Here is a 19,656-nt window from a genome sequence, read left to right on the forward strand (position 1 = left end):
TAACCAATTTTTGCCTCACCTTAAAAAAAAGTTTATTTTTAAAATCCACAATCTAAAATTGGTAGTCAAGATGCAAACATAACTAGGAAATTAAAATTTTCCCGTTAAGATTAACAGATAAAGTCTCACTAGGCGAGTTAACTACCTACATCTTTCGTTAAGTTAAGTAATTTCATGCATAATCAAGTGTCTGATAACAACTCTAGTCAACAACCCGATAATTCTTGGATCGCAGAGCTAGGTAGAACAATTGTATTAAGCATTGTTCTGGCTCTGGGAATTCGTACCTTTGTTGCTGAAGCACGCTGGATTCCTTCTGGATCAATGGAACCAACTCTGCATGGTACGCCAAATCAGTGGGAGGCAGATAAAATTATTGTCGATAAGTTGAAGTATAAATTTGCTGACCCAGAACGGGGAGATATAGTAGTATTTTCACCGACAAAAGAGCTACAAAAAGAACAATATCAAGATGCTTTTATTAAACGTATAATTGGCTTACCTGGAGAAAAAATACAACTTAAGGATGGCAAAGTCTATATCAACAACAAACCTCTGCCAGAATCTAATTACCTAAGTTCTGGGCAGACTACAGTTATTGATGTTTGCCAATCAGGGCCACAGCCACCTTTTTTAGCAAAACTCCAGACTATACCAGCCGATTCATATTTAGTACTGGGTGATAATCGTAACAGTAGTTATGATAGCCGCTGCTGGGGTGTTGTCCCCCGCCAGAATATTATTGGACGTGCGATAGTTCGCTTCTGGCCTTTAAATCATATTGGCGGAATCGATAAATCGCCAGTATATCCATAATTAACAAACAATATTGCTCAAATAGCTCATTAATAAAATAATTTTAGATTTTAGATTGGGGACTACTAAATCACCAATCTAAAATCCAAAATCCGTTTTGAAAAGTTCAGTTCGCTCTTAGCATTGGCAAAGCCAGACGCTAAAAGGGAATTGCTGCGACTTTTCGCCAAATCTCAAATCCAATATTGCTATGACGCCTTACCTAGCTAAGATTTTACTGTATCCAGTAAAATCACTGGATGCTGTTGAAGTTGAGAACGCTAGAGTTCTTGCCAGTGGAGCACTACAATATGACCGCGAGTTTGCCATTTTTGACAAACAAGGTAGATTTGTCAATGGCAAGCGTCATGCTAAAATCCATTTACTAAGAGCACAATTTGCACTCTTAAATAGAACTGTCTCGTTGCAAATCCCCGATCGCAACTTACAACAAACTTTTCATCTGGATCGGGAACGGCAAGCATTAGAAGCAACTTTGAGTGATTATTTTGAGTTTGCTGTCACATTGGGACTAAACTCTTTGATGGGTTTTCCTGACGATACACACTCACTTGGCCCAACGGTAATTAGTACGGCGACATTGGTAGAGGTAGCTTCTTGGTTTCCTGGTTTAAGTGTAGATGAAATGCGCCGTCGGATGCGTGCCAACATCGAAATTGGTGGTGTACCAGCATTTTGGGAAGATCGGTTATTTAGCGAACCAGGTGATTTAGTCTCCTTTCGAGTGGGAGATGTAGACTTTTTTGGGGTTAACCCATGTCAGCGTTGTATAGTCCCAACACGCAATTCTTACTTAGGGGAAGCTTACCCAAACTTTCAAAAAATCTTTACAACCCAGCGACAAGCAACTCTGCCAAATTGGGTTGCTTCATCGCCTTTTAATCACTTTTTTAGATTGAGTATTAATACTCAATTGCCTCCATTATCAGCCGGAAAAACTTTACAAGTCGGCGATGAGGTTGAGATACTTCTACAACAAAATTAAAATTTCTTAAAAATGAAAAAGACTAAGTAAGTTTTTTGGTCTTTTTTTTGTTTTTACTATGTATTTGCATAAAAAGTTTAAAATTACTGATAGTTCAAGATAAGTTTGTGTACAAGTCCAGAGGTTTTCAGACCAGAAAATCAAGATATCAGCGATTAAAAATTAAATTTAGGATTGGGTGCTAATGCCGACCTGAATTTGAGAATGTCATACTGGAGCTTATTGATGAAATTTCAGTTCATCTGAGAGAAAAAATTTGTTGAAATATTGCCAGATAAAACTGAGCAAATTCAGGTGCGATGGCGTACCTACTAGGCGATTTTTATAGTGGAGTACTCCTACACAAAGTTTGAAAATTAGGCGTTAGAGAAAGTCAGCTAGTTAAGTAATTATAAATATTCAGTACTATTTTATACTAAAACTATAAAATTTTCATAAAGAGCGATGTATGCCGTAATTGTACTTATATAAAATGTAGCTAATACGGCAAAACGCATTTAGTAGATGCTGGGGAAGAATAAAACTAGAATGTTATCGAAACTTCAGCCCGTCAAATTATTTAATCGCTTAGTTGGCAAAGTTTATGCCAAGATGCCCCTGAGATATGTTCTGATTGTGCCCTTTATCTTGCAAATTTTTGGTGCAGTGGGACTTGTAGGCTATCTTTCGTATCAAAACGGTCAAAAAGCGGTAAGGGAGCTTGCTACTCAATTAGAAAATGAAATCTGCGATCGCATTGAGCAGCATCTTGATAGCTATTTAACAACCCCAAAGCAAATCAATCAAATCAACTTAGATGCGATTGAGCTAGGTTTGCTCAACCTTTCAGACTTTCAAACCGCGGGTAATTACTTTTGGAAACAAATGCAGGTTTTCAATGTTGGTTACAACAGCTTTGCCAATCCCAAAGGTGAATTTATTGGTGTTGAGCGTCTAGATAATGGCCAGCTTTTAATTAATGAAGTTAGTGCAAAGCGTGGTACAGGCAAACTTTATGTTTATCTTACAGACAACCAAGGAAATCGCCGCCATTTGCAGGAAGTTAAAAATTACGATCCTCGCTCAGAAGCTTGGTATACAGATCCAGTCAAGATAGGCAAACGAGTTTGGAGTCAAGTTTATCAATGGGAAGATAAACCAGAAATTTTATCCATATCTTCCAGCTACCCTGTTTACGATAAAAATCGCAAATTCGTTGGGGTGATTAGTGTTGATTTGCTTTTATCACAAATTGGCAAGTTTTTAGCTAAGTTAAAAATCAAAGAGTCGGGTAAGACTTTTATTATTTTAGAGCGTTCTGGGTTAATAGTGGCTTCTTCTACTAGCGAGCCACCATATACAATCGTTAATGGTAAAGGAAAACGTCTATCAGCATTAGATAGTCAAAATTCTTTAATTAAACTCACAACACAGTCTTTGATCAGACGCTTTGGCAGCCTGAAGTTTGTTGTAGGGAAGCAACAGCTAAGTTTTACCGCCGATGGAATGCGTTATTTTGTGCACGTAAAAAGCTGGAAGGATGAACTGGGTTTAGATTGGCTAATTGTGGCGGTGATTCCTGAAGGTGAATTTATGGAGCAAATTAATGCCAACACCCGCATCACTATTTTGCTGTGCATAGTTGCTTTTTTAGTGGCTACAAGAATTGGGATTTTGACTGCTCGTTGGGTAATTAAGCCGATTTCACAATTAAACAGATCGGCGAAGAAAATTGCTCAAGGTGAATGGGAGGAAACACCAGATATTCAGCGTTCCGATGAGATGGGAGAACTAGCTAAATCATTTGAAACTATGGCAAAACAACTCCAGGCATCTTTTAGGGCTTTAGAAGCCAAGAATGCCCAAATGCAAGTTTTAAATGAGGCACTATCTCATAATCACAGTCAGCTAACTCAATTTTTAGAAGCCATGCCGGTAGGTGTATTTATTACCGATGCTAAGGGTGAACCTTATTATACAAATCAGATTGGGCAGCAAATTCTAGGTCAAGGAGCGATGTCTAACGACAAGCCGCTAGGCGTCTACGCAGAAGTTAGCAGCAAAAAATTGTCAGAGGTATATCAAGCTTACCTTGCCGGGACAGATCAACTTTACCCCAGCGATCGCCTGCCGATTTTAAGGGCATTACAAGGGCAAAGCACTAGAGTTGATGATATAGAAATTCGCCGTTGTGGCAAGATTACTCCCATTGAAATTTTAGGAAAGCCAATTTATGATGAATCGGGGAATCTTGCTTTTGCGATCGCCACATTTTTTGATATTACCCAACGCAAACAAACAGAAAAGTTATTAGCAGAATACAATCGCACCTTAGAAACTCAAGTAAAAAAACGTACTGAAGAGTTTCAGCAAGTTATCAAGCAACTGCAAACCACCCAAGAAGAACTGATTCAATCACAAAAAATCGCTGCACAGGAACAACAAGCGGCTGTTCGGGAAGCAGCGCGAAGCGCCGCCGCCAACCTCGCTAAAAGCGAATTCCTGGCTAACATGAGCCACGAGCTGCGTACCCCACTCAATGCCATTCTTGGTTTCACCCAAGTTATGAGTCGAGATTATTCCCTATCTAACGAACATCAAGAAAACTTGGCAATAATTAATCGTGCTGGCGAACATTTACTCAAATTAATTAACGACATTCTAGAAATGTCTAAAATCGAAGCTGGCAAAATCACATTAAATTGCAGCAGCTTTGACTTAATTCATTTGTTAAAGAACTTAGAAGAGATGTTGCACTTGCGCGCTGTATCTAAAAATTTAGAATTAGTGTTTGAATATGCGCCAGATATTCCTAAGTACATAGAAACGGACGAAAATAAACTGTGTCAAGTATTGCTCAACCTCTTGGGAAATGCGATCAAATTTACCGATCAAGGGAGGGTGACGCTACGGGTGAGAATGGGAGCAGAAGAGCAGGGGAGCAGGGGGGACTCAGTGCCCCCTCTGGGGATAGGGGGGAGAGAGGAGCAGGGCGAAATTAGGGAGCAAAATCTTTCTTATCCCTCTGTTCTTTTTTTTGAGGTACAAGATACTGGCTGTGGTATTGCTCCGCAAGAACTTGACTTGTTGTTTGAGGCTTTTGAACAAACCGAAATCGGCAGAAAATTCCAACAAGGGACGGGACTGGGTTTAACGATTAGCCGTAAATACGTGCAACTGATGGGAGGAGATATTACTGTCAGCTCGATGCCTGGTGTCGGTAGTACATTTGCCTTTAATGTTCAGATTGCTCTAACTTGCCCCAGAGAAATTCCCATAAACCAAATTAAATCACAAATTAGAGCTTTAGCACTTAGTGAAAAAGTATACCGTATTCTAGTAGTTGACGATTCCAAAGAAAGCCGGATGTTGCTAGTTAAAATACTCACATCTCTAGGCTTTGAAGTTAATGAAGCTACAGATGGTAGTGAAGCGATCGCTAATTGGGAATCTTGGCAACCACACTTGATTTTTATGGATATGCGAATGCCAGTCATGGACGGTTACGAAGCCACAAGAATTATTAAAGCAAGAGAAATCGGGCATGGGACAGCTAATACGTCGCGGAGGTTCCTAAAATTGAAACAACCGATATCATTGGGGAGCCAGTACCTTGCAGAAGACTTAACCGATTCAGGCGAGGGTAAGGTTGTGAAAGTTGTACGCAAAGAGTCCTCCACACCAAAAACAACTGGTGTTATAAAAAATGATGCTTCTGGTGCGTCCACTTTGCGATCAAGGATGCCAACATCCTTGGCTCCCCCTTACGACTTCCCTAGAACAATGCCGGATAGCTCCAATACAAATACAATAATTATTGCCCTAACTGCTAGCGCCTTTGAGGAAGAACGCCAGAAAATTTTGTCCATCGGCTGTGATGATTTTATTCGCAAGCCATTCAAACAGGAAGTATTATTGGAAAAACTGAGCAAACATCTGGGTTTAAAATATACCAATCAAGTAGAAACCACAAACACAGTAGTTGCCGATCAAGCTACACAGATTTTTGTCAGTGTTGCCGAACTCCTGGGGCATTTATCACAAATGTCACCTGAGTGGCTCCAACAGATTCACTATGCCGCAGCCAGCTGTAGCGATGAACTGATTTTAGAGTTACTCAAGCAAATTCCATCAGATAATGCTCAAGTTTTCCAAGTTCTCAGGGATTTAGCGAATAACTACCAGTTTGAGAAAATAATGGAATTGACTACAATAAACTTAGAATGAATTACGAGCATTTAGACTCTAATAAAAAAGATATTTTGATCATTGATGATATGGCGGATAACCTCCGGGTTTTATCCTCCATATTGACAAGGGAAGGGTATAACGTTCGTAAAGCTTTGAATTGGCAAATGGCATTGACAGCAACTCAAACATTATTACCTGATTTGATTCTACTTGATATCATGATGCCAGAAGTAGATGGGTATGAAATTTGCCAGACCTTTAAAGCTTGGGAGCTAACAGCCGATATTCCGGTAATTTTTATTAGTGCTTTAGATGATGTTTTTGACAAAGTTAAAGCTTTTAAAGTCGGTGGTGTAGACTACATCACCAAACCTTTTGAGTTTCAAGAAGTTTTAGTACGCGTACAAAATCAATTGGCATTGAGATCGGCGCAATTAGAAATATTGAAACTAAATGTTGAACTTGAAGATCGGGTAAAACAGCGGACTAGTGAGCTAGAAACAACTCTCCAAAAACTCCAGCAAGAAATCGATTCCCGCCAGCAATTGCAAAGTCAGCTACTAGATATAGCACTGCATGATTCTCTGACTGGATTATCAAATCGGGTTTTGTTTATTAGGCGACTAGAAAATGCTCTTAATCGCGCCAAGCAAGAATCTAGTTATCAGTTTGCAGTACTTTTTTTGGACTGCGATCGCTTCAAAGTTGTCAATGATTCCCTTGGTCATCCGGTGGGAGATGAATTGCTGATAGCCATTGCTCACCGCTTACAAGCATGTCTCGTACCTGCTGATACTTTAGCACGATTGGGCGGAGACGAATTTGGAATTCTGCTGGAGAATATCACAGATATCAATATAGCAATCCAAGTTGCTGAAAGGATTTTGCAACAGTTATCACTCACTTTTCAACTATCAAGATATGAAGTTTTTATGAATGCCAGTATTGGTATTAGTTGGGGCAATAAAGATTATGATCGCCCAGAGTATTTGCTACGGGATGCTGATACAGCAATGTATCGAGCTAAGGCTCAAGGAAGAGCTAAATATCACGTTTTTAATCCAGCGATGCATCAGGAAGCTATTCAGCTTTTAGAGTTAGAAAATGATTTGCGGAGGGGTGTTGAAAGGCGAGAATTCCTTGTTTACTATCAGCCAATTATTTCTCTGGTTACAGGCAGAATTTCTGGATTTGAAGCCTTGGTGCGCTGGCAACATCCGATTCGTGGTTTGGTTTCTCCCATAGAATTTATTCCTGTGGCCGAAGAAACGGGTTTAATTAATGCCATCAATACTTGGGTATTACAGTCAGCTTGTCATCAATTAAGCATCTGGCAACATTATCCAGTGACACCAGAACCTCTAACTATCAGTGTCAATTTGAGTGCAAGATTATTTTTACAGATGAATTTTGTAGAACAGATTGACCGAATAATTTATGAAAGTAAAATAAATCCGGCATATTTAGAATTAGAAATTACCGAAAGTGTAATTATGGAAAATACAGATGCAATAAAAATAATTCTTCAACAACTAAAGCAGCGAAAAATTAAGTTGGTTATGGATGACTTTGGTACAGGATTTTCTTCTTTAAGTTACCTGCACAGCTTTCCTTTAAATGCACTCAAAATTGATAAATCCTTCGTCAAACGGATGCAGGAGAACAAAGAAAATATGGGGTTAGTACCAGCAATGATTGGCATTGCCAACTTAATGGGGATGAGTGCGATCGCTGAAGGTGTCGAAACACAAGAACAGTTAGCCCAATTGAGAAGTTTAAACTGTAATTTTGCTCAAGGATATCTATTTTCTAAACCTATAGAACAACAACTGGCTCTTAAGTTGCTCACCTCAGCACCTCAATGGTAGCTATTAAATAGCACTTCAACAAAATTTCATTGTTGATCCTCGGCTAGATAATCTGTGAGTGCTATCTACTATAATCCTTACAGCAGTTCATCAACTAATTTTAAAGAAGAATTTACTATCCTGAATAATTATACGCATAACTTTTGATCAATAATGCATTTTAATCAAACTAACCATCAGAAAAGAAATATTTTGGTGGTCGATGATACCCCAGATAATTTGCGGCTTTTATCGGCGATGTTGACTGCACAAGGTTTTGAAGTTCGCAAAGCCTTAAACGGTAAAATGGCACTGACTGCATGTCAAATGGTTTTGCCCGATGTGATTTTGTTAGATATCAATATGCCAGATATGGATGGCTACCAAGTTTGTCAACAACTAAAAGCTGACAATAAAACTAGTGAAGTCCCCGTAATTTTTATTAGCGCCCTGGATGATGTTGTAGATAAGGTAAAGGCATTTGATGTTGGTGGTGTAGATTATATTGCAAAACCTTTTCATGGTGCAGAAGTGGTGTTGCGAATTGAAAATCAGATTAATTTACGCTTGCTCCAAGTTAAATTGCAAGAAAAAAACTTTTTACTCCAACAAGCTCTTGACAACTTGAAAGCTTCTCAAGTTCAACAAATTCAGAACGAAAAAATGGTGGCACTGGGACAGTTAGTGGCTGGGCTGGCTCATGAGATTAATAACCCGATCAGTTTTATTTATGGAAATCTCCAATATGCTGGTCAATATGTGGAAGAACTAATAAATATAATTGAGGTCTATCAGCAAGAATATCCCAAACCCACACCAAAAGTTCAGCAAATAGCCAAAAATATAGACCTAAATTTTATTATTAATGATCTGCAAAATCTGATAGGTGCAATGTATAGAGGCTCCGATCGCATTCGAGAAATTGTACTGGCGCTACAACATTTTTCTCGGCATGATGAAGCAGAAATGAAACGAGTAAATATCCATGAAGACATCGAAAATACTTTAGTGATGTTACAACATCGGCTCAGAGAAGCAGCCGAGCGTCCGGCAATTGTTGTAGTGAAGGATTATGGTAACTTGCCTTTAGTCAGTTGTTATGCGAGTGAACTAAATCAAGTATTTATGCATTTATTAAATAATGCTATTGATGCAATAGAAGAAGGAGTGAGGAATCAATCTTCTACTCCCCAAATTCGGATTCATACAGAGGTGACAGACTTAAACTTAGTCAAAATTGCGATCGCTGATAATGGTGTTGGTATTGAAGAGTCGTTGCGATCGCGTTTATTTGATCCATTTTTTACCACAAAATCTGTAGGCAAAGGTAGTGGGCTAGGATTATCTATTAGTTATCAGATTATCGTCCAAAAACACCGAGGAAATATTAGTTGTACCTCTTTTGTTGGCAAAGGAGCAGAGTTTGTGATCGAAATTCCCATAGAGCAACCTGATATCTCATCGCAATTTTCAAAATCATAAATCTAATTAATCAACAATTCTGGTGCTACCAATCCTTTTTGGATAGCTAAGACTGCGGCTTGAGTGCGATCGCGTACTTCTAGTTTCTGTAAAATAGCATGGACATGAACCCGCACTGTACCAGGGGCAATGTAGAGAATTTCAGCAATTTCTTGATTGCTTTTGCCAGCTGCTACCAGTGCCAAGATTTCTTGCTCCCGCTTCGTTAAAGGATTTTCTAAAGATTCCTCAGTTTTTGCAGACTGCACCGCCAGCGAATTGCCTTCAAAAGCAGCTCTAATTTCAGTTGTTGCTGTTTGATCCCACCAAGAAGCGCCCGCAGCAACCGATCGCACTGCCAATATCAAAGATTCAGCCGGAATACCTTTAAGACAGTAACCTTGCGCTCCGGCGGCAATTAACCGCGAAATCAGGGGTTTTTCAGAACGAGACGTTAAAACAAGAATTGGTAAATTTGGGTGCTTCTCCTTGATTTGGCGACAAGCCTCAATCCCCCCAATTCCCGGTAAACCTATATCCAGCAAGACCAAATCTAGAGGATAGTGATTTGCTAATTCTACAGCTTGTTCCCCATCTTCTGCTTCTGCGACAATCTCCAAACTGGTTTCTTGTTGCAACCGCATCCGCAGACCAAGCCGAAACAATTCATCATCTTCAACTAGTAAGATTTTTGTCATTTGTCATTAGTCATTTGTCAGAAATTATTATTCTCTCCTGCTTCCCCTGCTTCCCCTGCTCCTTTACTTCCCCTGCCCAATTATCAACTCCCCGGTGGCGGACAAGCTGGGAGTCGAAAACCAAACAGTGCGCCGCGTGGTGAGCGATTCTCTGCCCAAATTGTACCCCCATGAGCAGTAATAATTTGCCTGGTCAAATAAAGTCCTAGCCCAGAGCCAGTGACGTGGCGATCGCTATTTCCTTGATAAAATCTCTCAAATAAGTGAGGTAACTCTTTTTCGGTAATGCCGGAACCAGTATCGAGTATTTTTACCACTTGATCGCTAGAATAACCTTCAAATACTACTTCCACTTTACCGCCACGAGGGGTATGATTAATGCCATTACTCAGGAGATTACTGAAAACTCGCCCAAGTTGTAAAGAATCGCCATTTACCCAGAGAAAGCTGCGAAAATCTGATTCGCCATAATGCAGAGAAATATAAACCTGACGTGTTTTCGCTAATTCAGTCAGGCTAGCAACGATCTCTTCCGCTACTGTCACCAAGTTAACTGGTGATATTTGTAGTTTCAGTCCTTCGGCATCATTGCGGTACACATCTAAAAGTGTTTGAACTAGTTGCAGTGTACTGCCATGACTACGAGCCATTGTTTGTAAGACTTTTGCCTGCATGGGCGTGATTTCACCAAATTGCTCATTTTGAAAATATTTCAGCGTTTCAATTGCTCCTAATAGGGGTGTTTTTAAATCATGCGTTAGGGTAGAAACAAAATCTTCGCGCATGATAGCTAGTTGTTCTTGGGAGCGTAATTGTGCTTGAGTATAAGCGATCGCTTCTTCATTGCGGTGGTTGCGGTCACTTAACCAACCTGTTACCAACAACGCTAATACTGCAATCAATCTATTTGCCAACGTTGAGAGATAAAGTATTTCTCTTGCAGGAACAAGCAGGTCTAATAATGTTAATCCTGTAGCTGCAAGAGTGATCCCCAACACAGCACCCCGATTCAATCGTGAATTCGCTAACAAAATCGTCCCTGTGTAGAGGTAGCCAAATACGTACTCAGGTGGTGTTGAAAATTCCAACACTATCACGATCGCAAAGGCGATCGCTATTAACCCATAGGTCTTTCCCCGCTCATTTATCGCTTCTTTCATAGTCAATTATGATTTACTAAAAAATTGTGATTATCCAATCTGGATAACTATTTAATTCACCAAATATGAACTATCTGCAATCTATATCTGCAAATGCCAACTTGAGAATTGACCCGAAAATTCCGATTATCCAAATGCAAAAAGGAGGATTGGAGAGTGGAAACTGGGTAGTTGCTCATAATCATCAAGGTTTCTTCCACTATCTTCCCAATCCCTAATTTCGTTAAGAAAATACTTTATGATATTTATATTCTTTGAAAGTAGCAAACTTGGAAAATGTATTGTATAAACAAATAATCCTAAGTAGTGAGATAGATAAATTAAGACTAAAAATTAAATATTCTTAACTCAAAGTTTAATAATTATCTGGAAAATAGTCATAACTGAAAATATTCAGGAGTTATGTTAGCCGTAGTGGGACATTAAGGCAGTACTGAGTAAAAAGTAATAAGTAAGAATTAGTACTTATTACTTTTTACTACTTTCAGCCGAAGCATTCACTACTTTGAACTGATTTAATGCTGAGTGGGATTATAGCTTTTTTGACTCAGTACTGCTGAGTCAAATCCCCTGAAATCAAATACTTCTACAGTTAATCTATTATTTTTAAGAATTGGCTTGCTAGGACTTAAATTTAATTTAGCGTAAAATATATGGGACAAGGTTTTTTGCAAATTGGCTTAACGCTGTGTATTGTCATAGCAATCACTCCGCTATTCGGAAGATACATAGCATCTGTTTTTTTGGGAGAAAAAACACTGCTTGATTTTTTAATGAACCCCATAGAGCGAAGTATGTTCGTACTTGCAGGTGTTCGCAGAAAAGATGATATGACGGGTTGGGAGTATATCCGGGCCGTAATCTTTTGCAACACGATTATGGCTATTACAGTCTATTTTCTGATATATTTTCAGAGACTCTTACCCTGGAATCCAAACGGCTTTGGTGCTATCAGGTGGGATGTATTACTACATACTACAATTTCATTTGTAACAAATACTGACCAACAACACTATGTTGGTGAGACAACCTTAAGCTATTTTAGCCAGGTAGCGGCTTTAGGCTTTTTGATGTTTACTTCCGCAGCCACCGGTTTAGCCGTAGGAATTGCCTTTATTCGCGGGTTGACGGGTAAAAGACTGGGAAACTTTTATGTCGATCTAGTGCGTGGAATTACGCGAATATTGCTGCCGATTTCGATCATTGGAGCGAGCGCTTTGCTGGTAGCAGGTGTACCACAAACATTAGCTGGAACTATGGATGTGACAACCTTAGAAGGCGGGACGCAATATCTGGCTAGAGGCCCGGTAGCATCCTTTGAAATGATCAAACTTTTGGGCGAGAATGGCGGCGGCTTTTTTGGCGTCAATTCAGCTCACCCCTTTGAAAATCCCAATGGTGCTTCTAATTTGATAGAAATGCTCGCGATGATTTCTATTCCAGCAGCCTTGATTTACACTTACGGTATATTTGCTAATAACATCAAACAAGCTTGGCTACTTTTTTGGATGGTGTTTGTGATTTTTGTAGTTCTGGTGGGAGTTACAGCCGTGGGAGAACTGCAAGGTAATCCCCTAGTTAATAGCGCCTTTAGATTAGAACAACCCAATTTAGAGGGGAAAGAAGTTCGATTTGGTTGGGCACAAACAGCATTTTGGGCAGTGATGACTACTGCTACTATGTCTGGCGCTGTGAACGGGATGCACGATTCTCTGATGCCGCAAGGAATATTTTCGACTCTCTTCAACTTATTTATCCAGGTTATCTGGGGTGGTCAAGGAACTGGAACAGCTTACTTATTTATTTACTTAATTCTCACAGTCTTCCTCACTGGACTGATGGCAGGACGTACTCCAGAGTTTTTCGGACGCAAAATTGAAAAGCGGGAAATCGTTCTTGCCAGTGTAGTGCTGTTGATTCACCCAATTCTAGTTTTGATCCCCAGTGCGATCGCCTTAGCTTATCCCATCTCCCTATCTGGAATTAGCAACTCTGGCTATCACGGTATTTCTCAAGTAGTTTATGAGTATGCCTCAGCAGCAGCAAATAATGGTTCAGGCTTAGAGGGCTTGGCGGATAACAGCCTGTGGTGGAACTTGAGTACTTTAGTTAGCCTCATCGGGGGACGCTACATTCCGATGATTGCCATCCTGCTGCTAGCTGATGGGATGTCTCGCAAACAACAAGTACAAGAAACCCCTGCTACCCTGAGAACTGATTCGTTGGTATTTACTGGGATCGTGGCAGGAGTAACGCTGGTTTTGGGAGTATTGACTTTCTTTCCCGTTCTGGCTTTAGGCCCCATAGCTGAGGGTTTGAAACTAGCATCTGGCAGTTAGAAAAGTTATGAGTTATAAGTTTGAAATTAATAAAGTATCAAAAAGTAATTCAGGAGGCAGGAAAAAGGAGTAACCCAGACTTAAAAGTGTGAGATTGAAGCAAGAATGTCTCGTACCAGCATCTAATTTTTTAACTGGGTAATTACTTAGAATTAAAGTTTTTATTTGTACTTTTTTCCTTCTGGCTCCTGCCGTTATTTGATAAATTATCCGGTTTCGTAGGATGCGTTACTAACGCATCCTACAGGTTGGATATTTTTTTATTAGAAGTTCCTATAACTCCTATAGCAAGCGAATCAAAGGTTAGGACATCTTGAAAGCCTGGATGTTAGGAATAGTAATGTTTTACCTCCTGCCTTCTGCCTCCTGCCTTCTGCCTCCTGCTATAACTTTTAACTTCTCACTGCTAACTTTAGTTATGAATCAAGTGGCAACTAACTTTAAAGCTAGACGCCCAAGTTCTCGTTCTGGCGATCGCCGCCAAAAACGTAAAAAGACCAGGGCAAATAATAAGTGGCTGTACCTAAGAGCAATTAAAAATGCTTTTGTCAAGCTCAACCCTAAGTATGCAATCAAAAATCCAGTAATCTTTGTGGTTTGGGTAGGGACAATCATCATCCTATTGCTAACCATCGATCCCAACCTATTTGGCCCCGCCCTGCAAAAGAACCCGCAAGTTTTCAACGCCTTGTTGGCGGGGATTTTATTCTCTACAGTTTGGTTTGCCAATTTTGCCGAAGCAGTGGCAGAAGGACGGGGTAAAGCCCAAGCCGATGCCTTGCGGTTAACAAAGTTAGAGGCGATCGCCAAAAAACTTGCTGCCGATGGCACAATTAGTGAAGTTTCATCCACCAGCCTCAAACAGGGGGATACTATCTACGTCATTGCTGGCGATATCATCCCCGCCGATGGCGAAGTAATCATGGGTGTTGCCTCAGTGGATGAATCGGCAATTACTGGGGAATCTGCACCAGTATTAAAAGAATCAGGTTCCGACGTTGCTAGTTCCGTCACTGGTGGGACGCGGATTATCTCAGATGAACTAATTATCCAGATCACAACTGATCCAGGCAAAGGCTTTATTGACCGAATGATTGCCTTGGTAGAAGGAGCAGAACGCAGCAAAACACCCAATGAAATTGCCCTGACGGTATTGTTGGCAGTTCTCAGCTTAGTGTTTTTGCTAGTTGTAGTAACCTTGCCTGCACTTGCTTACTATATCAACAGTCCAGTCAGCATCCCAATTTTAATTGCTTTATTAGTAGCGTTAATTCCTACCACCATTGGCGGCTTACTAAGTACCATTGGTATTGCTGGTATGGATCGAGTTGCCCAATTTAACGTCATTGCTACATCAGGACGAGCAGTCGAAGCCTGTGGTGATGTCAACACTTTACTTCTTGACAAGACAGGTACAATTACCCTTGGCAACCGTCTGGCAGAAGAGTTTATTCCTCTCAACGGTCATTCAATGTCGGAAATTGTTAATGTTGCCTGGGCAGCTAGTGTCTTTGACAATACACCAGAAGGTAAATCTATTGTCCGATTGGCAGAAAAGTTGGGCGCACGGTTTGATTTTGACTCCAGTCAGGCAGAAGCAGTCAGTTTTTCTGCTAAAACCCGGATGAGTGGCACGAATTTACCTGGTGGGTATGAGGCCAGAAAGGGAGCAGTAGAAGCTATTAAAGGATTTGTCCGTTCCCGCAACGGACGCGATACCCCAGAATTGGATGCTGTCTACGAACGAGTTTCTCGCCTGGGAGGTACACCCCTAGCAGTCAGCCTCGATAACGAAATCTATGGAATTATTTATCTCAAAGATATAGTTAAACCTGGTATCCGCGATCGCTTTGAGCAATTGCGACGGATGGGAGTGCGTACCATCATGCTAACTGGAGATAACCGAATTACTGCTTCTGTGATTGCCAAAGAAGCCGGGGTGGATGACTTCATTGCCGAAGCTACACCAGAAGATAAAATCAATGTCATTAAACAGGAACAAGCCGCAGGTAAACTGGTGGCGATGACGGGAGATGGAACTAACGATGCACCAGCATTAGCCCAAGCTAACGTCGGTGTGGCAATGAATACAGGAACGCAAGCAGCAAAAGAAGCCGCTAACATGGTTGATTTGGACTCCGATCCTACAAAGCTGCTCGATATCATTGGTATTGGTAAACAATTGTTGATTACTCGCGGAGCATTAACGACATTTTCTATCGCTAATGATATTGCTAAATACTTTGCAATTATCCCAGTGATATTTGTCGCTGCTAACTTGCAAAGTTTGAATATTATGAATTTGACTAGCCCTAAATCTGCTGTACTCTCAGCGCTGATTTATAATGCTTTGATTATTCCCGCTTTGATTCCTTTAGCATTAAAGGGAGTGCGGTTTAGACCACTGACAGCTAATCAGTTACTCCAACGTAATATCTTAATTTACGGCTTAGGTGGGGTGATTGCACCGTTTATTGCAATTAAATTGATCGATGTATTGATTACATTTGTGGGCTTGGCTTAAGGATAGCAAAAGTAGAAACGCTGAGAAACGAGCGCATCTTGACCAAAGTAAAATAATAAACATTTTTACTTTTACCTGTTGACAAGGGTAATCAAGAATAACATGAATAAATATCGTTTTCACTCAGCACTGCTTTGGCGATATCCTTTGTTTAGTTGCAATGGCATAAACAACATCTACCACTCGCTATTTTTATTCTGCTGTGCTTGAATGTGGTAACTGCCTTAGTTGTTTATGCTGTTGCTAAAGTATCTTGTAATTTCCTGCTAGGTGGGCAAAAGAATTAAAAATTAAAAATTAAATTCTAGGCACAATTGGAAAACTTTTTATGGCTATTATTCGAGAAACCATCAGAGCAATTTTTATAACTCTAATGCTTTGGTTGTTGACTGCAATCATCTATCCTCTAATAATCCTTGTAGTGGGTCAAGTTTTTTTGCCCTATCAAGCTAATGGCAGTATCATGCGGAATCTAAATAATCAACCAATTGGTTCTGCTTTAATCGGTCAGGTGTTTACATCCGATCAATATTTCCATTCTCGTCCTAGTACTGTTAGATATAGCCAAGGGAAAAAAGCCAAGCCAACTGGCATATCTGGAGCTAGTAATCTCGCTGCAAGCAATCCAGAACTACTGAAGCGGATTTTAGCAGAGGCAGATAAATTGCAAGACGAAAATCTTCAACCAATAGCTGATATAATTTATACCTCTGGCTCTGGTTTAGACCCGCATATTTCCTTGAAAGCAGCACGGCAGCAATTGACACGGGTTGCTGGTGCGCGGGGAGTAAAAGAAGATGAGATCCTACGTTTAATTAATAAGTATACTGATGACAGATTTTTATGGATTTTTGGCGAACCGGGAGTCAATGTTCTCCGATTGAATTATGCTCTTGATTTGCAAGATATTAATCGTCAGCAAAATCAGTAAATGGGCAGGGCATGGGGCATTGGCAATAATGATTTTCCCATGCTATAGGAGTGGTATAAATGTCAGATAATACTAATATTGGTTCGGCTGGGAATGCGCCTTTAAATTCTGCAAGTTACTCGCTTTATCCAGGACGACGACGGGGTAAGCATAAAATCTTTATTGGCATGGCTCCTGGAGTAGGCAAAACCTACCGGATGCTGGAAGAGGGACACGCATTCAAACAGGAAGGAATTGATGTTGTTGTTGGGCTTTTGGAAACCCACGCCCGCAAGGAAACAGCCCAAAAGGCAGAGGGACTGGAAATTATACCCCGTAAGCGATATCCTCGCGGTGAGTTGACGCTGACGGATATGGATACAGATGCTATTTTAAAGCGATCGCCCCAATTAGTCTTAATCGATGAACTTGCCCATACCAATGTCCCTGGTTCTCCACGCGAAAAGCGCTACGAAGATGTGGAAGTAGTTTTAACAGCCGGGATTGATGTCTACTCCACAATGAATGTGCAACATCTGGAAAGTCTCAACGACCTAGTAGCCAGAATTACAGGTGTGGTAGTCCGCGAGCGAGTTCCTGACAGAATTATGGATGAAGCAGATGAAATAGTGGTAGTGGATGTTACACCAGAAACTTTACAAGAACGGCTATTAGAAGGGAAGATTTACGCACAGCCAAAAATCCAACAATCCCTCGATAATTTTTTCCAACGGCGTAACTTGATTGCTTTGCGGGAATTGGCTTTGCGGGAAGTAGCAGACAACGTAGAAGAAAATGCGATTGCCTCTACTCCCAACGGACAATTTTGCAATATTCACGAGCGGGTTTTGGTATGTGTTTCCACTTATCCCAACTCAGTACAATTGCTACGTCGAGGTGCGAGGCTGGCTAACTACATGAACGCACCGCTTTATACCTTGTTCGTAGCCGATCCGGAACGCTTCCTCACCAAGGAGGAAAGTTTACACATCCACACTTGTGAGAAACTTTGTAAAGAATTTGAAGGTATTTTTCTTCGTGTTACCAACAGTAACATCGCCGATGCGATCGCCCAAGTCGCCGAGAAATATCGGATTACCCAAATTGTAATCGGAGAGAGTCAGCGATCGCGCTGGCAAATGCTCCTCAAAGGCTCTTTGACGCAAAAATTAGTCCGCTTGCTCAAAAATATTGATTTGCATATTATTGCCAGCGAAAAAATGGTTTCATCCAAATAGGGGATCAAATTTCCTCAAAAACCTCAGAAGTAAAGCTTCCATGCAAACCATAAGGGATATGATGCTTCAGATGTAGCCGTGCAATTGTTCCTTTAGAGAAATCACTAGCATCCAAAATTACTAAATCTGAGCGGTGATGAGCAGCATCATAAACCAAAGCTAATATCCAACCATCATCTTCCTGTTCATAACCTGGGCGCGGGACAAAAATCGGTTCACTGACAAAACCACGGGGTGCAGCACTCCAAGATTGTTTTTCAAAAGACTCTAAATCAATTTTCAGCAATGCTTGTAAGGGAGCATTACCAGTTTCCGCATGAGCCGCACCTATATATAGATATCGATAAGGGCGTCCGACATTTGCCGGATGTATGCTGGGAAATTCACAACAGCGGCCATCAATCAATTCCCGCCTGACTGTCCCATTCTTTAAATTCAGATCAAATCGCCAAAGTTGCCCAGGTGAAAGTGCCTCAAAATCAACTTGTCGAAAATCGCTTTTGGGTTCTACTTCTGGGAAAGATTGGTAGCAAATGGAGTCAATCAAAATTTTGTCTTCTACCTCAAAAGCATTAATGTGGTGGAAGACGAAACCCGACTGAGTTTCCAAAATTTTTATCTTTTCTTGCCCTTCTTTCGGGAAGCGGGGAATAATTATAATTTTAGTTGGCTGATTTGGCTGAAATTTGATACATTCTCCCGCCGCACGTATTCCCAAGGCGAAAGGTATGGGATTGAAGGTGACAGGATTTTGAAAGAAGATGCAGTAATTGGGAGTAATGACAAAATCGTGGATGAAACAGAAACCTGGAATCTTATGAGCGTGCTGTCTGATAATTTTACCTGCTGGGTTTAGCTCAAAAATAGTAATTGTAGTAGATAATCCCAGCTTCATCGAGAAGTTTACCAGGCAAGGTGCGCCCCCATCTTGGTAACAATTGTTTTCCAGGCGGGGATGGGCAGCGAAAGCTTCACCTGCTGACAAAGCACCATCAAAATATTCATTTCCCAGCGTTTCAAGAGTATAAGGATCGAGGCGATATGCTTCCGCCGCTTCCCAGAGTGCCAGCAGTTTACTACCCCAATAGATAACATTTGTATTAGCGATATTTTTGATGTTGAAGTCGAAGATATTAGCTAACCAACCGCCAGGTTTTTGAGTACCAAAAGTACCACGATAGAGAATTTTTCCCGCCTTTTGCTCTGCCAAATAACCAGTTGTGCGGATAAAGCGGTTGCGAAAATGAGCGCGACCGTTGGTAAAGGTAATTTTGCTAATCATCCCATCCCCATCAAAGGGGTGATGAAGAGGTTGCCCATTCACATCCAGCAAACCGGGGCCATTTCTAAATAGTGTACCTTGTAGCTCTCTAGGAATTTGCCCTTCTATATCATCAATCCAATAATCATGCTCTTGGGTAAGAGATTGATATCCTCCTTGCCAGTCTGCACGGGTATAAGATTTTTCTGTAACTAAGCTTTCTTGAGTTTGAAAATGCATATACTTT

At 40.7% G+C, this 19,656-nt stretch carries 13 protein-coding genes; 10 read left to right on the top strand and 3 right to left on the bottom strand.

Annotation, left to right across the window (positions count from 1 at the left end; genetic code table 11):
* Nucleotides 1–174 precede the first annotated feature (174 nt).
* The 5 genes from lepB to V7K79_RS16995 all read left to right on the top strand — a co-directional run bounded on the left by lepB (nt 175) and on the right by V7K79_RS16995 (nt 9,300).
* Nucleotides 175–816, top strand: coding sequence for a signal peptidase I (gene lepB / locus V7K79_RS16975; protein ID WP_335049175.1), 642 nt, complete (start codon nt 175–177; stop codon nt 814–816).
* A 190-nt stretch (nt 817–1,006) separates the two neighbouring features.
* Nucleotides 1,007–1,801: an MOSC domain-containing protein gene (locus V7K79_RS16980; protein WP_335049176.1), complete on the top strand. Its 795-nt coding sequence runs from the start codon at nt 1,007–1,009 to the stop codon at nt 1,799–1,801.
* Between the two features lie 528 nt (nt 1,802–2,329).
* The gene (locus V7K79_RS16985) at nt 2,330–6,007 is read left to right on the top strand and encodes an ATP-binding protein (RefSeq protein ID WP_335049177.1); all 3,678 of its coding nucleotides are present in this window, start codon (nt 2,330–2,332) and stop codon (nt 6,005–6,007) included.
* Nucleotides 6,004–7,839 carry a GGDEF/EAL domain-containing response regulator gene (locus V7K79_RS16990; RefSeq protein WP_335049178.1) on the top strand — a complete coding sequence of 612 codons (1,836 nt, stop codon included), beginning with the start codon at nt 6,004–6,006 and terminating at the stop codon, nt 7,837–7,839. The genes V7K79_RS16985 and V7K79_RS16990 overlap by 4 nt, the downstream gene beginning before the upstream one ends.
* A gap of 153 nt (nt 7,840–7,992) precedes the next feature.
* On the top strand, nt 7,993–9,300 hold the full coding sequence (locus tag V7K79_RS16995) for a hybrid sensor histidine kinase/response regulator (RefSeq protein WP_335049179.1): 1,308 nt from the start codon (nt 7,993–7,995) through the stop codon (nt 9,298–9,300).
* Nucleotides 9,301–9,302: 2 nt separating this feature from the next.
* On the opposite strand, the gene V7K79_RS17000 is transcribed toward V7K79_RS16995, so the two are convergent.
* A complete protein-coding gene (locus V7K79_RS17000) occupies nt 9,303–9,977 on the bottom strand; it encodes a response regulator transcription factor (protein ID WP_335049180.1) in 675 nt (224 codons plus the stop codon).
* Between the two features lie 83 nt (nt 9,978–10,060).
* Nucleotides 10,061–11,137, bottom strand: coding sequence for a sensor histidine kinase (locus V7K79_RS17005; protein ID WP_335049181.1), 1,077 nt, complete (start codon nt 11,135–11,137; stop codon nt 10,061–10,063).
* Between the two features lie 65 nt (nt 11,138–11,202).
* Here V7K79_RS17005 and V7K79_RS17010 point away from each other — a divergent pair, with 65 nt between their 5' ends.
* The 5 genes from V7K79_RS17010 (at nt 11,203) to V7K79_RS17030 (ending at nt 18,148) form a co-directional block, all read left to right on the top strand.
* Nucleotides 11,203–11,355 carry a hypothetical protein gene (locus tag V7K79_RS17010; RefSeq protein WP_335049182.1) on the top strand — a complete coding sequence of 51 codons (153 nt, stop codon included), beginning with the start codon at nt 11,203–11,205 and terminating at the stop codon, nt 11,353–11,355.
* A gap of 435 nt (nt 11,356–11,790) precedes the next feature.
* Nucleotides 11,791–13,476, top strand: a complete 1,686-nt coding sequence (gene kdpA, locus V7K79_RS17015; protein WP_335049183.1) for a potassium-transporting ATPase subunit KdpA — start codon at nt 11,791–11,793, stop codon at nt 13,474–13,476.
* 418 nt (nt 13,477–13,894) lie between these two features.
* A complete protein-coding gene (gene kdpB / locus V7K79_RS17020) occupies nt 13,895–16,000 on the top strand; it encodes a potassium-transporting ATPase subunit KdpB (RefSeq protein WP_335049184.1) in 2,106 nt (701 codons plus the stop codon).
* A 328-nt stretch (nt 16,001–16,328) separates the two neighbouring features.
* On the top strand, nt 16,329–16,931 hold the full coding sequence (gene kdpC, locus V7K79_RS17025; RefSeq protein ID WP_335049185.1) for a K(+)-transporting ATPase subunit C: 603 nt from the start codon (nt 16,329–16,331) through the stop codon (nt 16,929–16,931).
* A 59-nt stretch (nt 16,932–16,990) separates the two neighbouring features.
* Nucleotides 16,991–18,148 (top strand): universal stress protein, encoded by a 1,158-nt coding sequence (locus V7K79_RS17030; RefSeq protein ID WP_335049186.1) that lies wholly within the window; start codon nt 16,991–16,993, stop codon nt 18,146–18,148.
* Nucleotides 18,149–18,152: 4 nt separating this feature from the next.
* Here the strand turns inward: V7K79_RS17030 and V7K79_RS17035 are convergent, their stop codons facing one another.
* A complete protein-coding gene (locus V7K79_RS17035; RefSeq protein ID WP_335049187.1) occupies nt 18,153–19,649 on the bottom strand; it encodes a carotenoid oxygenase family protein in 1,497 nt (498 codons plus the stop codon).
* Nucleotides 19,650–19,656: the final 7 nt, after the last annotated feature.

The organism is Nostoc sp. (genome assembly GCF_036917575.1).
Taxonomy (GTDB): Bacteria; Cyanobacteriota; Cyanobacteriia; order Cyanobacteriales; family Nostocaceae; genus Nostoc.